At 41.0% G+C, this 15,366-nt stretch carries 13 protein-coding genes and 2 pseudogenes; 11 read left to right on the top strand and 4 right to left on the bottom strand.

Going from position 1 to position 15,366, the window contains the following annotated elements:
* Window positions 1-13 precede the first annotated feature (13 nt).
* From argF to CV014_RS13990, 7 genes and pseudogenes are all read left to right on the top strand, one after another.
* Window positions 14-934, top strand: a complete 921-nt coding sequence (gene argF / locus CV014_RS14020) for an ornithine carbamoyltransferase (protein WP_236142596.1) — start codon at window positions 14-16, stop codon at window positions 932-934.
* A gap of 306 nt (window positions 935-1,240) precedes the next feature.
* Window positions 1,241-1,834, top strand: a pseudogene (gene lexA / locus CV014_RS14015) (transcriptional repressor LexA); the annotation flags it as partial.
* 199 nt (window positions 1,835-2,033) lie between these two features.
* Window positions 2,034-3,512 (top strand): DNA phosphorothioation system restriction enzyme, encoded by a 1,479-nt coding sequence (locus tag CV014_RS14010; protein ID WP_236142595.1) that lies wholly within the window; start codon window positions 2,034-2,036, stop codon window positions 3,510-3,512.
* A 321-nt stretch (window positions 3,513-3,833) separates the two neighbouring features.
* Window positions 3,834-6,815, top strand: coding sequence for a CBS domain-containing protein (locus CV014_RS14005; RefSeq protein ID WP_236142594.1), 2,982 nt, complete (start codon window positions 3,834-3,836; stop codon window positions 6,813-6,815).
* Window positions 6,816-7,485: 670 nt separating this feature from the next.
* A complete protein-coding gene (locus tag CV014_RS14000; RefSeq protein WP_192881710.1) occupies window positions 7,486-7,659 on the top strand; it encodes a hypothetical protein in 174 nt (57 codons plus the stop codon).
* On the top strand, window positions 7,656-9,728 hold the full coding sequence (locus tag CV014_RS13995) for an AAA family ATPase (RefSeq protein WP_236142593.1): 2,073 nt from the start codon (window positions 7,656-7,658) through the stop codon (window positions 9,726-9,728). Before CV014_RS14000 ends, CV014_RS13995 begins: the two co-directional genes overlap by 4 nt.
* Window positions 9,729-9,873: 145 nt before the next feature.
* The gene (locus CV014_RS13990; RefSeq protein ID WP_236142592.1) at window positions 9,874-10,509 is read left to right on the top strand and encodes a carbonic anhydrase; all 636 of its coding nucleotides are present in this window, start codon (window positions 9,874-9,876) and stop codon (window positions 10,507-10,509) included.
* On the opposite strand, the gene CV014_RS13985 is transcribed toward CV014_RS13990, so the two are convergent.
* A complete protein-coding gene (locus CV014_RS13985) occupies window positions 10,485-10,709 on the bottom strand; it encodes a hypothetical protein (RefSeq protein WP_236142591.1) in 225 nt (74 codons plus the stop codon). The two genes, CV014_RS13990 and CV014_RS13985, sit on opposite strands and share 25 nt — an antisense overlap.
* Before the next feature lie 61 nt (window positions 10,710-10,770).
* Complete coding sequence (locus CV014_RS13980; RefSeq protein WP_236142590.1) at window positions 10,771-11,145, bottom strand: c-type cytochrome; 375 nt, start codon at window positions 11,143-11,145, stop codon at window positions 10,771-10,773.
* A gap of 209 nt (window positions 11,146-11,354) precedes the next feature.
* Here CV014_RS13980 and petG point away from each other — a divergent pair, with 209 nt between their 5' ends.
* On the top strand, window positions 11,355-11,468 hold the full coding sequence (gene petG / locus CV014_RS13975; protein WP_103137481.1) for a cytochrome b6-f complex subunit V: 114 nt from the start codon (window positions 11,355-11,357) through the stop codon (window positions 11,466-11,468).
* 89 nt (window positions 11,469-11,557) lie between these two features.
* Here the strand turns inward: petG and rsmD are convergent, their stop codons facing one another.
* Together rsmD and hisH are read right to left on the bottom strand one after the other, a co-directional pair.
* The gene (gene rsmD / locus CV014_RS13970) at window positions 11,558-12,103 is read right to left on the bottom strand and encodes a 16S rRNA (guanine(966)-N(2))-methyltransferase RsmD (protein WP_236142589.1); all 546 of its coding nucleotides are present in this window, start codon (window positions 12,101-12,103) and stop codon (window positions 11,558-11,560) included.
* Between the two features lie 99 nt (window positions 12,104-12,202).
* Window positions 12,203-12,838 carry an imidazole glycerol phosphate synthase subunit HisH gene (hisH, locus tag CV014_RS13965; RefSeq protein WP_103137483.1) on the bottom strand — a complete coding sequence of 212 codons (636 nt, stop codon included), beginning with the start codon at window positions 12,836-12,838 and terminating at the stop codon, window positions 12,203-12,205.
* Window positions 12,839-12,896: 58 nt separating this feature from the next.
* Between hisH and CV014_RS13960 the strand changes: the two genes are divergently transcribed.
* From CV014_RS13960 to CV014_RS13950, 3 genes and pseudogenes are all read left to right on the top strand, one after another.
* Window positions 12,897-13,409, top strand: coding sequence for a pyroglutamyl-peptidase I family protein (locus CV014_RS13960; protein ID WP_236142588.1), 513 nt, complete (start codon window positions 12,897-12,899; stop codon window positions 13,407-13,409).
* A gap of 179 nt (window positions 13,410-13,588) precedes the next feature.
* Window positions 13,589-14,953, top strand: a complete 1,365-nt coding sequence (locus CV014_RS13955; protein ID WP_236142587.1) for a DUF3370 domain-containing protein — start codon at window positions 13,589-13,591, stop codon at window positions 14,951-14,953.
* A gap of 175 nt (window positions 14,954-15,128) precedes the next feature.
* Window positions 15,129-15,366: pseudogene (locus tag CV014_RS13950) on the top strand (DUF6036 family nucleotidyltransferase); the annotation flags it as partial.

The following is a 15,366-nucleotide window of genomic DNA, read 5'->3' as shown; positions in this document are numbered from 1 at the left end:
ACATCAATAACATATGGCAGCATTGATTGGAAGAGATTTATTAGGTCTGGCAGACTTGAATCCTACGGAACTTCAGGAACTTCTGCAATTGGCGACTCAATTGAAATCGCAAAAATTGCAATTGCGGTGCAATAAAGTCTTGGGTTTGTTGTTTTCTAAGGCTTCAACTCGCACAAGGGTTAGCTTTACAGTGGCGATGTATCAATTGGGTGGACAAGTTATTGACCTCAATCCTAATGTCACTCAAGTTAGTCGGGGCGAACCTGTACAAGATACCGCACGAGTATTAGATCGCTATTTAGATATTCTGGCAATTCGCACCTTTGCTCAACAGGAGTTGGAAACTTTTGCTGACTATGCCAAAATTCCTGTGATTAATGCTCTGACAGATTTAGAACATCCTTGCCAAATATTAGCTGATTTATTAACTGTGCAGGAATGTTTCGGCACTCTGGCAGGGTTAACATTAACCTACGTTGGTGATGGTAATAATGTTGCTAATTCTTTGCTATTGGGTTGTGCTTTGGCGGGAATGAACGTCAGAATCGCCACTCCCCAAGGTTATGAACCAGACCCTCACATTGTAGAGCAAACAAGGGCGATCGCAGGAGATAAAACTGAGGTGTTAATTACTCATGATCCACACTTAGCCACAAAGGGCGCATCTGTACTCTACACTGATGTTTGGGCAAGTATGGGACAAGAAGCAGAAGCAGGCGATCGCTTTCCTATTTTCCAACCATATCAGATTTCTGAAGAGTTATTGAGTCTCGCTGACCCAGAGGCGATTGTTTTACACTGTTTACCCGCCCATCGTGGGGAAGAAATTACCGAAGCAGTAATGGAAGGTTCACACTCACGCATTTGGGATCAGGCGGAAAATCGCCTACACGCACAAAAGGCTTTGTTAGCCAGTATCTTAGGTGCTGATTGAAAAGTTAAAAGTCAAAATTAAAAAGGCAAAAGCAAGATAATCTGATTTTCTTTTGCCTTTGAATTTAATTTTGTTCATTTACAAGCAAACACAACCATAAAAAAGGTAGATTTTTCAACTATTGACTAATATACGGGCAGGTTTCACCAAAACATCTGTTTTTAAACGTGAACTTCTAACAGAGTCCGCCCCTACTGACTATTGACTATTGACTATTGACTAATTTTTATTTTTATCTTGTGATTAGAGGTTTTTTATAGTACTAATGTTCTAGGGACATTTATATTTACATCCCTCATTAATTGTATGGAAAGACTCACTCAAGCGCAACAAGAACTTTATGAATGGTTAGCTGAATATATCAGAACACATCAGCATTCACCTTCGATTCGCCAAATGATGCAAGCGATGAATTTAAAATCGCCAGCACCAATTCAAAGTCGTTTAGAACATTTACGCAATAAAGGATACATTGAATGGACAGAAGGGAAAGCGAGAACCATTAGAATTTTACAAGCTTTGAAGCAAGGTATACCCGTTTTAGGAACCATTGCGGCGGGGGGTTTAATAGATCCTTTTACTGATGCTGTAGAGCATATTGATTTTTCCAATCTAATTTTACCGCCACAAACCTATGCTTTACGGGTAGCGGGGGATAGTATGATTGAGGATTTAATTAGTGATGGGGATTTAGTATTTTTGCGTCCAGTTCCTGAACCGGAACATTTAAAAAATGGCACGATTGTAGCGGCGCGAGTGGATGGCTATGGTACTACATTAAAACGTTTTTATCGTAGTGGCGATCGCGTTACCCTCAAACCCGCTAACGCCAAATACAACCCCATCGAAGTTGCAGCCATGCAAGTAGAGGTGCAAGGTTCTCTTGTCGGTGTTTGGCGGGTTATATGTGAGTGGGGAATGGGGACTGGGGATTGGGGACAAGGTAGACAAGGTAGACAAGGTAGACAAGGTAGACAAGGTAGACAAGGTAGATTTTATCCCGATGCCCAATGCCCGATGCCCAATGCCCGATGCCCGATGCCCGATGCCCAATGCCCAAAATGTATTTTGAATTTTGAATTTTGAATTTTGAATTTTTATGTACCTGACGCTAAATTCAGTGCAGCTACCTCCTAGTTTTCGCTTAACGGTGCCATTTGTTAAGGAAAGTGGGGGGAGTTATCAAACTCAGCCATTACCAGGATGCCCTATGATGCCGGTATCTCTGCAATTACGCCCTTATCAGCGACAAGCTATTACTAACTGGTTTGCTAATCACGGCAGAGGTACGCTGAAAATGGCCACTGGTAGTGGTAAGACTATTACTGCACTGGCTATAGCTTGTGAACTTTACCAACAAATTAATTTGCAGATGTTGTTGGTGGTTTGTCCCTACCGCCATCTTGTCACCCAATGGGCGCGGGAATGTGAAAAGTTTAATTTGCAACCGATTTTAGCTTTTGAGAATGTCCGCAATTGGCAAAGTCAACTTTCTACTCAACTTTACAATCTGCGTTCTCATTCTCAAGGCTTCATCACGGTAATTACAACTAACTCCACATTAATTGGTGAGGGATTACAATCACAACTCAAGTATTTTCCTATCAAAACATTAATTATTGGCGATGAAGCCCATAATTTAGGCGCACCGAAGTTAGAGGAAAGTCTACCTAGAAGCGTGGGTTTGAGGTTGGCTTTATCGGCTACGCCAGAAAGGTATTTTGATGATGATGGTACACAATCTTTATTTGATTATTTTGGGGCAGTTTTACAGCCGGAGTTTACGTTGAGGGATGCAATTTCTCAAGGAGCTTTGGTACATTATTTATATTATCCCATATTGGTGGAATTAACAGAAGCAGAAAGTATTGCTTATTTAAAGTTAACTAAAAAAATTGGCAGATCCATACTATATCGAGACAAAGAAATTAAGGACTCGAATAATTTTGAAGATATTGCAGATTTAAAGCCATTATTAATGCAAAGGGCGAGATTAATTGGCGCAGCTAGTAATAAATTAAATGCCCTGCGTCAATTAATGGCTAATCGCCGCGATACTACCCACACACTATTTTATTGTAGTGATGGTTCACTAGAGACAGGTCAACGTTCTTCTTTGCGACAACTCAAAGCCGTAGCTAAAATTTTGGGCAGAGAATTAGGCTATAAAGTTAGTACCTACACAGCCCAAACACCTTTAGCAGAAAGAGAAATCTTACGTCATCAATTTGAAAATGGCGAATTACAGGGTTTAGTGGCAATTCGCTGTTTAGATGAAGGGGTAGACATTCCAGCGATGCAAACGGCTGTGATTTTATCGAGTTCTGGTAATCCGCGCCAATTTATTCAAAGAAGGGGGAGAGTTTTACGTCCCCATCCCCAAAAAGAACGAGCTACTATATTTGATATGATTGTCCTGCCTCCTGATTTGGATAGAGAAACCATAGAAGTAGAACGGAATCTGTTAAGAAAGGAACTACGACGATTTGTCGAATTTGCTGATTTGGCTGATAATGCGGGTGAAGCGCGAATCAAACTGCTAAATTTACAAAAACGTTATGGTTTGTTAGATATCTGAGGTAAGATTAGTAATACTAGCCACATAAGATTTCTTACCGTCGAGGGGTAAAAACAACAATAATTAACCACAGATAGCACGCAGATCGGTTTGTACATTAGTAGGCCAGAAAACGCTATAGTGAAAGGGCTGTGGTTAATATCTGTATTACTTATAAAAAATATCCATTGGCAAGATAATATTAGCAAACTTAGCTGCAAGCGCATCTGAAAAATAACATCGGTATCAGCTTTGGTTAGCACATTCGGCTAACCATGACATGATCGAAATTTATGACTTTCAGTTGATTTTTTAGATTTTGAGTAAAATATTTCGTGCAGCATGAATTTAATCTATGCCGTTGATTTGCCTACTTTAGAGCAGGTAATGGAAGATGCTCCTCTTACTGTCACATCAGATAGGTTGTTGATTGATGTGATTGATTTAATGAATCGAGTAGGTGTTGATCGTAGTTTAGGGGCAGGAAATTCACCCCAACAACCTCAAGTTAGTTGTATTTTGATTGTTGAAGGCAAAAGATTAATAGGTATATTCACACTTAAAGATGTAGTTAGGGTAATTGCTTCAGGTCAGAATTTATCTGGTGTCAGAATTGGGGAAGTGATGACAAAGCAAGTGATCACTCTGACTCCTACTCCAGAGGATAATGCCTTAACTGCTTTACTATTCATGGGTCATCATCGAATTCGCCACTTACCCATAGTTAATGCCAAGGGTGAGTTAGTGGGACTGATTACCCAAGACGGAATACGTCAGGTGATTGAGCCAGCGCACTGGTTGAAATTTCGCACTGTCGCAGAGGTGATGGTAACTCAAGTGGTTCACGCACCACCTACTGCATCTTTGCGGGAACTGGCGCAAATTATGAGCGATCGCCAGATTAGCTGTGTAGTGATTGTTACACAAAAGCCAGGCGATCGCCATTTATGTCCAGTGGGGATGGTGACTGAGCGCGATATGGTCAGTTTTCAGTTACAAGCACTAGATATTGACCGCACTCCGGCGGAGGTTGTCATGAGTCGGCCTGTATGTAGTGTTAGTGCAAGTGATTTTTTGATGAGAGTACAGGAGTTGATGCAGCAGCGAGGGGTGCGGCGTGTAGTCGTGGTGGGGGAGCAAGGAGAACTCCAAGGATTAGTTACCCAAACCAATCTCCTGCAAATGCTCAACCCCTCAGAAATGCTGGGAGTCATGCACACCCTACAACAAAAATGCCATGAGCAAACCATACAACTGCAAACAGCTAACCAACAGTTACAACAAGAGGTGAATCAACGTCAACAGGTAGAAGTATCATTAAAACAAGCTCAAGTCGAATTAGAATTGCGTGTCGCAGAACGCACAGCAGAACTAGTGCAAGCAAATGCTCACTTACACAGAGAAATTGCAGAGCGTCAACAGGCTCAATCAGCTCTAGAAGAAAGTGAACAGCGTCTGCAATTAGCACTTTCAGCTACCAATACAGGAATTTGGGACTGGAATCTGCAAACTAATCAAGTGATCTGGTCTGAGAATATATTTCCACTATTTGATCTCGACCCCCAGACATTTGTCCGCAATTTGCAATCCTTTTTAAATTGCATACATTCTGAAGACCGTGAATTTGTGGAAGACTCTTTGAAGCAGGCTATTGATGACCAAACACTTTGTGATGTTGAGTTCCGTACAGTTTGGCGTGATGGTACGGTACATTGGGGCAATGGTAAAGGTAAAGCCTTCTACGATCAAACTGGTCAGCCATTGCGGATGATTGGGGTGCATCAGGACATCACCAGCCGCAAACAAACTGAAGCGTGTTTGAGAGAAAGTGAACAAAGGTTACAAGCAATTATCGATAACTCCCCAGCTATCATTTATGTCAAAGACATCCAGGGGAGACATATTTTAGTAAATTCTGAGTTTGAAAGAATTACCCACCTCACACGAGAGGAAGTCAAAAACAAAACCAATGATGAAATATTTTCTCCTGAAGTCGCTCAAGCATTGACGAGAAATGATCAAAGTATTATCGCATCTGGAAAACCTTTGCAGTCTGAGGAGGTAATTGAACTAGATGATGGACTACATACTTATTTGAGTATCAAGTTTCCTCTTTGTGATTCTGATGGTTGTCCCTACGGTATTTGTGGTATTTCCACAGATATCACTGAGAAAAAACAACTAGAGCAGCAATTCTACCACGCCCAAAGGTTGGAAAGTATCGGAACTTTAGCTAGTGGTATTGCCCATGACTTGAATAATGTCTTTGCACCCATCGTGATGATTGCCCAACTTTTACCCATAAGATGCCAAAATGTTGATGTAAGGACTCAAGAATTATTCAAAACTCTAGAAACTAGCTCAAAGCGTGGTTCTGATTTAGTGAAACAGATTCTCACCTTTGCCCGTGGGAAAGAAGGTCAACGCATTTTGTTACAACCAGGACATCTGCTCAAAGAATTAGTCAAAGTCATGAAGCAGACATTTCCTAAAACCATAGAAATTAAAACAGATATCCCCAGTAATACACTCTGGATAGTACAGGCCGATCCCACCCAATTAGATCAGGTGTTCATGAATTTGGTAGTTAATGCCCGTGATGCCATGCCTAATGGTGGTATGCTCACCATTACAGCCGAAAATCATCTGATTGATGAAACGTACGCCCGAATGCACCTTGAGGCGCGTGCAGGCGGCTATGTTTTGGTGAAAGTTGCAGATACAGGGACAGGAATTCCGCCAGAATTTTTGGAACGGATATTTGATCCCTTTTTCACCACGAAAGAAGTCGGTCAAGGTACGGGTTTAGGGTTATCCACAGTTTTAGGAATTGTCAAAAACCACGGTGGTTTTGTAGAAGTATCAAGTCAGGTGGGTAGAGGTACAGAATTTCGGGTGTTTTTGCCTATCTCTACAGGAACAGTCACAGAGGTAAACATAGAAGCGGAGTTACCCAGGGGTCACGGAGAGTTAATTTTAGTGGCTGATGATGAAACCATCATTCAAGAAACCACACAGGAAACCTTAGCAGATTATAACTATCGTACCCTAGTGGTGAGTGATGGCATTGAGGCGATCGCGCTTTATGCCCAACAACCAAACGACATCAGCGTAGTCTTACTCGATATGCTCATGCCCAACATAGATGGTTTAACCACTATCCGCACCCTCAAAGCCCTGAATCCACAGGTGAAAATCATTGCGACTAGCGGTTTACCAACCAATGAACAAAAAGCGATCGCAGTTGGTGCTACTAAATTTCTCTCTAAACCTTACACGGCAACGGAGTTATTGCAGACTTTAGCGGATGTTGTGGAGAATTAGGGACTGGGGACTGGGCATTGGGCATTGGGCATTGGGCATTGGGCATTGGAAATAGAGAAAAATCCTACCTTGTCTAAGCTAATCTTCATCTAAATTCCACCACTGTCATAATTAATACTGATAAAAGCTGCAAATCCTCTCCCTTGCACCCTGCTCCCTGCCTCCCTGCGGTCTTCGTATTTTTCCTTATATGCTGAACAGCTTATACCAATTCACTAAAATTCTGATACATATCCAAACCCAGAAAACCTTGTCAAGTCAGGATTTATCAATTGCGAATTGCGTTAGCGAAGCGGGACGAAGTCCATTGCGAATTGTGAATTGGTATTACCTGTTCCCTGTCTACAGAATTATACTTAAGTTTTTTGTAAATTTTTTCTACTTGTTTTAGTTAATTGTACGTTTTATGGAAAAATGTTTAATAGATACTAATATAATGGGGTGTTTGCTTTTTTAAAAATTTTACTAACATCCCATTATAAAAAATTTCAGCATAAATAAAATATAGCAGAAAGCAAAATCAAAATAAATACTTTTTTGTCAACAAACTTTAAATTTTCACCGCAAAAATCCAGAGAATTTGAAGATAGCATTCATAGTGGCTTTACGGATGAAAAAAGCGCGATTGAGGCAGTTAAAATAGGTAGAAAAGATATTATCAAAAATTAAGATGTCGCCAGAGCAAAATATCGATGATGTGCAAGAGCCTATTTTGAGCGCGCCGCCGGAAGTAAGACAAATTATCGAGCGAGTTTGGCATCTGGAAAAGAATCGGCTGGATAGGAAAAGTAATAGCCCCATCAATGATGATATTTTAGATATTGTCAAGGGAGCAGTGCAATGAAACTCACCTCCATTAAACTGTGTAACTTCCGCTCTTTTTATGGCAAAACACCAGAGATGATCATTTCTGGGGGAGATGTCTTGAATACAACGATGATTCACGGCAATAATGGAGCGGGTAAAACCAGTTTACTGAATGCCTTTACGTGGGTTTTATATGAAAAATTTAGTGCAGCTTTTGCTTCCACAGAACAGTTAGTAAATAAAAGAGCGATCGCGGAAGCCCAACCAGGACAAGCTGTAGAATGTTGGGTAGAAATTAACTGGGAACACGAAGGTAAACGCTATAACGTTAAACGCCAATGTCGCGGTTATAAAAATAAAACAGATTTTGCTCTAGGTAAAACCGAATTACTCATGCAAGTCGCCGGTGATGACGGTAGATGGTACTTTCCACTCCAGCAACCAGAAGAAATCATCGGGCAGATTCTACCAGTCAGTTTACATCAATACTTCTTTTTCGACGGCGAACGCATAGAAGAAATTGTCCGCTCTGATAAAAAATCAGAAATTGCGGAAGCGACAAAAATTTTCTTGGGTGTAGAAGTCATCAACCGTTCTATTAAACATCTAGGAGAAGCCAAAAAAAGCTTAGAGAATGAATTGAAAGCCATTGGTGACTCCGAAATCAAACAACTTTTAAAAGAACAAGCCAAACTCGAACAAGAAATTGCTCAAATCAACGCCCGTCAAGCAGAAATTAAGCAAGAAATAGAATATCAACAGACCTTTAAAAAAGAAACTGGTAATCGGTTACAAGAACTCACCGCCGCTAAAGAACTACAACAAAAACGGCAAGACTTAGAAAATCAAAAGAAAAGCCATCAAGACAACTGGCGACAAACTAAAGAAGCCTTGAAAAAAATTATTTCCTCACGGGGTTATACAGTTTTACTTTCAGATACCACTAACCAATTTCGGACTATTATCCATGATTTAAAACAACGGGGTGAATTAACTTCGGGAATTTCACGGGAATTTATCACAGAATTACTCAATTCGCAACGCTGTATTTGTGGTGCTGAATTGCATTCAGGTAATCACGCCCATCATCATGTGAGTATGTGGTTAGATAAAGCAGGTTCATCTTCAGTAGAGGAAACCGCAATTCGGATGAGCGCGCAGGTAGAAGAAATTGATAAACAAGCCGCAGCCTTTTGGGAAGAAGTAGACAAAGAACCAGCCAGACTTCATCAACTACGCCAAAATATTTCAGAAATCGAACACGAATTAGATAATATTCAAGAACGTTTACGTAAAGATCCCAACGAAGAAATTAGCAACTTACAAAAACGACTAGATGAGATTGAGAGTAAAATCGACGAACTAAATCGAGAACAAGGTGCAAATCAACAAAAAATCACTCACCTTAAAGCCGAGATTGAGACTTTAATTAAACAAATTGCTAAACAAAAGCTCAACGAAGACAGACAATTATTAGCGCAAAGACGCATCAACGCTACCCAAGACGCAATCGAACGTTTAACTGAAGTGAGAAACCGCCAAGAAAAACAGTTTCGCCTGCAACTAGAAAAGCGATTGCAAGAAATATTTGCGGCTATTTCTTTTACTCCTTATATTCCTAAAATCAGTGACAAATATGAACTCACCTTAGTAGAAAATACCTCCGGTACAGAAGCAACAGTTGCAGCTTCCACAGGGGAAAACCAAATACTCAGTCTATCTTTTATCGCTAGTATTATTGATAAAGTCAGAGAGTGGAGTGCTAAACGGAAAATCCTCACCATACCTGATAGTAGTACCTTTCCCATCGTGATGGATTCTCCCTTCGGGAGTCTAGACGAAACCTATCGCCGTCGCATTGCTCAAACTTTACCGCAGTTAGCCAATCAATTAATCGTATTAGTCACTAAAACACAATGGCGGGGTGAGGTAGAAGCAGAAATCTCTGAAAGAGTGGGAAGAGAATATGTTTTAGTTTATTATTCCTCTAAACCAGACTGTGAACAAGATTATATAGAATTAGCTGGAGAAAGATATCCTTTAGTTAAACAAAGTCCCAATGAGTTTGAATATACAGAAGTCATCGAAGTTACAAGAGATTGGTAATTATCAATACTTTTCCAGAAAATCTGTAATTTTCATGAAATAAAATTAGCATTTTTAGCAAAATTTTAGTTTGTGATCAGTGCAGATGACTCTGGGAGCAAATGTAAATTAGCTAAAATATTGGTGAGATGCTCAAAGAAATTCGATGAAATATCACAGCATTAATGAGCTGCTTAAAAATAATCAGACTTGGGTGGCTGAAAAGTTAGCACTAGAGCCAGATTACTTTGAAGAATTGTCAACAGGACAAACTCCCCACTTTCTCTACATCGGTTGTTCCGATAGTCGTCTGCCATTGACTAACTTTACTCGCACTGAACCTGGAGAGTTATTTGTACATCGGAATATTGCTAATCAGGTTTCTCTAACGGATATTAACTTTCTCGCCGTTTTAGAATATGCGATTTTACATTTGCAAGTCAAACATATTATTGTTTGTGGTCATTATGATTGCGGAGGAATTAAGGCGGCGTTAGAATGGCGAACCATTGGCATTATCGATAATTGGGTAAATCCCATTAGAGAACTATATTTACAAAATAAAGCTGAAATTGATGCCTTGCCAAGCAGAATTGAACGTCTGAATCGTTTAGCCGAAATCAATGTTGTCGCACAAGTGAAGAATCTTTATCAAACTTCCATCATGCGTCAAGCACTCTACGAAGGAAACGCCCCTATGGTTCATGGCTGGTTATTAGATATACGTACTGGATTGATTAAAGATTTAAATGTTTCAACGGTGCAGTGGCAATTGTATCAATGTCCTTTACTTTTGTGCTGAGTGGTGAGTGCTGAGTGGTGAGTGCTGAGTGGTGAGTGCTGAGTGGTGAGTGCTGTTAGCGGTAGCGCGGCGTTTAGCCGGTGCTGAGTGATGAGTGATGAGTGCTGGGTGATGAGTGCTGGGTGGTGAGTGCTGGGTGGTGAGTGCTGGGTGATGAGTGTTGAGTGGTGAGTGCTGAGTTTTGAGTGCTGAGTCGTCAAAAAAAGCAGTAGGTGTCTATTACTTACATCACCTACTGCTTAGTATAGTAAATATACTGATTTATAAAGTTTCTAAGTAACTCAAGAGGTCTGCCATTACTTGAGCATTAGGCTGGAATTTGGGCATTGGCGGTGTTTTACCGCTAATGACTTGATGAATTAATCCATACTTGGATTTGTGTTTAGAAACACCTTGTAAACTAGGGCCGACTCGCCCATCAGCTTCTAAACCATGACAGCCAGCACAATTGATTTGAAAAATAGCGTGTCCTTGTATTGGGTCTCCTGACAATGCTAAAACACTTTTGACATATGGGTCAGAGGCTTGAACCATATTTACACCAAAAATGCCCAATAAGACTGCTAGCAGTATCGCTAGAGCCAGTAAAGCGCACTGCTGAATCAGGTTTTCGGGTTTAGTAATCTGGTTATCCAAAAGTTGTGCTGTAATGTCTAGTTGTTTTCAAAAATGTTTATTTCCTACACATAGCTTAAAAGTTCTTGATGCTGACTGCAAGCATATCCGAGAGTTTGCTTATAACTATCGATCGCCTAAAATCTTTACTGAAAGCGGGATTCATCACTAATTTGGTAAAATCATAAGTGAGAAATGAATTTTGAATAATCGTAAACAGGAGACTTAAAGTGGTTGAACCCCTGCTGTCAGGTATTGTTCTTGGTTTGATTACAGTTACCCTCGCTGGGTTATTTTACGCTGCCTACAAGCAATACAAACGCCCCAATGAGTTGGGTGGCTAATTAGAGGTAGGGGGCAAGGGGGCAGGGAGCAGGGGGAGAGATTTTTTCCTCTACACCTCTACACCCTAAACCCCTAAACCCCTACACCCCTACACCCTCATACTGTAGAAAGTAAGTGCTGTGTTACCGTAAACTTTTTCACGGCAAATTTCCCAATTAGGAATTACTATATCTGTCCACCCTTGGGGATTATGCTCAACAGCGATTTCACCTTGAGGATCTAATAATTGATAGTGAGCGATCGCTTCTAATACAGGTTGATATAATCCACTAGCATAGGGTGGGTCAAAATAAATTTTGTCAAACTGCTGCCCTGATAAGTGCTTTAGCTGCTGGATGACATCACCACGTAATACTTGCCATTTTTGATTTTCCTGCGCTACTTGCTGCCAGTTTTGTTGAATTACGGCGCAGGCGCGACTGGATTTTTCAATTCCGACTACAAAACTGGCTTCTCTACACAAAGCCTCTGCACCCATTGAACCTGTACCGGTGCATAAGTCTAGCCAGCGACAACCTACTATTTCTCCCTGCCAAATATTAAAAACTGCTTCCCTTACCCGCGCGCTTGTGGGTCGGGTTTCTTGCCCTGGTAAAGTTTTAATTTGGCGATTCCCGTAAATTCTTAGACTCATTAGTCAATCGTCAACAGTCAATAGTCCATAGTCAATAGTATGTAGCAAAATCATAATGACTGGAAACAAATGACGAAGCTCTAAGTTGTAATTTCATTATTAAGCGGCGATTTTTTCCCGTACTTGCGAAACAAAATTAGACAAGATTTGCAAGCCAATGTTAGATGATTTTTCTGGGTGAAATTGTACTGCCATCAGGTTTTCATGGGCAATAGCAGCTGTAATAGTTTGCGTACCGTGGGTAACAGTTGCAGCCCGGATTTGCGCCTCAACGGGGTCAACATAGTAAGAATGCACAAAATATACCCAAGGTTGTGGGGGTAAATGCTCCCATAAAATACTTTTTGGTTGAGTTAATTGCAGCTGATTCCAACCCATGTGGGGAATTGTTATGCCAGGTTCATGGACAAACCGCTTTACTTTTCCTCGCACAATTCCGAGTCCTGGTTGAGTTCCTTCCGCACTGGATTCAAACAGAATTTGTAGTCCTAAACAGATGCCTAAGAAGGGTTTGCCAGATGCGATTATATCTTTGATCGGCTGCTCTAAATCGCGTTGGCGAATATGTTGGACTGCGGGATCAAATGCTCCCACCCCAGGTAAAACAACCGCATCAGCTTTAGCTAATTCCTTGGGAGAATCAGTTATTTTGGGAGATGCACCAGCTTTTTCTAATCCCTTGCAAACAGAATGCAAGTTGCCCATGTCGTAGTCTATAACCGCAATCACTGGCATTGATGTATTCCTTGTAAATTATTTATGGAAGGTTTTTCTATTCTAAATAATATTTTCCATGAAGAAAAGAATACTATTAACTTCTTTTGACACTTGGCTGGAAAATCAACCGTCAAATTCTTCGGATGATTTATTACTTGAAGTCATGAAACTCGACTCACTCCCCTATGATTTAAATTTTTTGCGCCTGTTACCCGTTGATGTCGAGCTAGCTAGTGTTAGGGTGGTGGACAAAATAGAGGAATACCAACCTGATTATGTAGTCTGTTGTGGCATGGCCGCTAGTAGGCAAAAATTAAGTGTAGAACTGGGTGCAAGCCGTGGAGAAACTTTTTTACAGACAACAATTGATGTTAAACAATTAGTCTCAGGAGCAAAGGCGACTGATATTAGTGACGACTGCGGTAAATTTGTTTGCGAAGGACTTTATTATTCTGTACTGGACTACTTAGGGCAAAAGAATTCGACAGCACATTGTATATTTGTTCATGTCCCAGTTTTAAACCAAGAAAATTTGATAGAAGTTTTGACAGATTTCTTATTAATTATTAACAATTTGGCACTTTTATAACTTGCTAGCGTCGGGGTGTGGGGATGTGGGGGTGTAAGGGTTTAGGGGTTTAGGGGTGTAAGGGTGTAAGGGAGACAAGGAAGATCAGAAGAAGAGAAACTAATAACTAATGACTAATGACTAATGACTAATGACTAATGACTAATTTGCTATAACGGGAGATAAATTTTTTTCGGAATATGTTGCATTTATTACTCGGTTTAATCGTTGCCCAATCAACTCCGGCTACACCACCACCAGAAGAAGTTGTCCAACCTCAACAAGTTCGCCCATTACCAGGACAATTGGATGCGGTGCCAACTTTTAATAGCAATAGTCCCGAATTAGTATTAAAAGAAGGGATTTTGCTTTCGACTTTTCCACCACAGGGTAAAAAAGTCCCATCAGCGCATTTGAATTATCCTTTTCGCGGTAGGTTTGATGTGTTTGCTCATCACGTTGCACGAGCTGAACCGCCGGAGAATTTGCGCTCATTATATTTAGGGATAATTTTACATAACCCAACAAACCAGCCTGTTACAGTTAATGTGTTGCAAGCTGCAAGTTATTTAAGTCAACCAGATGCGCCGTTTATTGAGTTACCTGCTTTTAGTGAAAATTTGTTAGGTAATGTATTCGCAGGGCCTGGCGATCGCGTCATGTCTGATATCTTAAGAGGACGCAGACAAGATATTTTTCCTCCCCAAATCGTGATTCCAGCCGGGGAAAGTCGAATGTTACTCAATCAACCAATCCCCGTCAAAGGACTGACACCACCCCTCAACGGTCGCTCAACTTTGGCACGACTACGCAGTAATGGTACAGTCTACGCAGCTAGTTTGGCGATGTTTGCACCCACTAATACTGACGGAAGTGAACGCCCCCCAACTTTAGAAGAGTGGCAAGATTTATTAAATAATAGTGATGTCTCTAGTCCCCGTGATAAAGTCCCCACACCTTTAGAAGAAACAGGTAAACCCCGCATCTATGGCAGAGTAGCTGGTGTGGCGCGGGGGGCGCAATGGCGCGCTTTTATCGTTGATAGTCCCAAAGCTAAGTATTTAACTATTCCCCAACCAGGACAGTCATTTTCCTATCCCCTTAGCACCCTACATGGTGGCACATTGGGAACAGAACAAACTCAAAGCGCGCCGCTTTTAGTACGTTATCCTGACACCGCTTATCGGGCGCATGGAAATTACGCGATTCAGTATAGTTTGAAGTTACCGTTATACAATAATACTTCTACCGCCCAAACGGTAAACGTATCAATTCAAACGCCAATTAAAGAAGACAAATTAACACAACCAGGACTGAGATTTTTCACCACACCTGCCCGTCAAGTCTTCTTTAGAGGTAGTGTGAGAATACGATACAAAGACGATAACGGCCGTCCTCAAACTAACTTTATTCACTTAGTACAAAGAAGAGGTCAGCCAGGACAACCACTAGCTGTATTAAACATGAAAACAGGCGATCGCTCTCTAGTAGAAGTAGACTTTCTCTATCCCCCAGATGCTACACCCCCGCAAGTATTAACAGTCACAACTGAGAAAAGGGAGTAGGGAGGGTAATGTTCTCACTAATGGAAGAATGCCTTCGGGTATGCAAGCTGGTGAGCAGGCAATTGTTTTTCAAGCTCAAAAACAACTATTATGTTTTCAATTCAGTTGTACAACTGAATTTTGAATAGGCGTTAAACCAAACTTGTAACTAGAGGTAGATAATCACAGCAAAAAAATGCGTGCAAACGTTGACTCTCAGAAGTTAGAACGCCTAATGCAAGCACTAGGTAAAGAAGCTCATGGTTCAGGCTGCATCTACTTTACAGGTGGAGCTAGTGCCTTACTGGTGGGATGGCGCAACTCCACAGTTGATGTCGATCTTCGTCTAGACCCTGAACCACCGGGAATTTTTCAAGCGATCGCCAAGCTTAAACAAGAATTGAATATCAATATCGAACTAGCATCTCCGCAGG

The organism is Nostoc sp. CMAA1605 (assembly GCF_021596505.1).
In the GTDB taxonomy this organism is placed as follows: domain Bacteria; phylum Cyanobacteriota; class Cyanobacteriia; order Cyanobacteriales; family Nostocaceae; genus Trichormus.
This window is presented reverse-complemented; position numbering and strand designations above follow the sequence as displayed.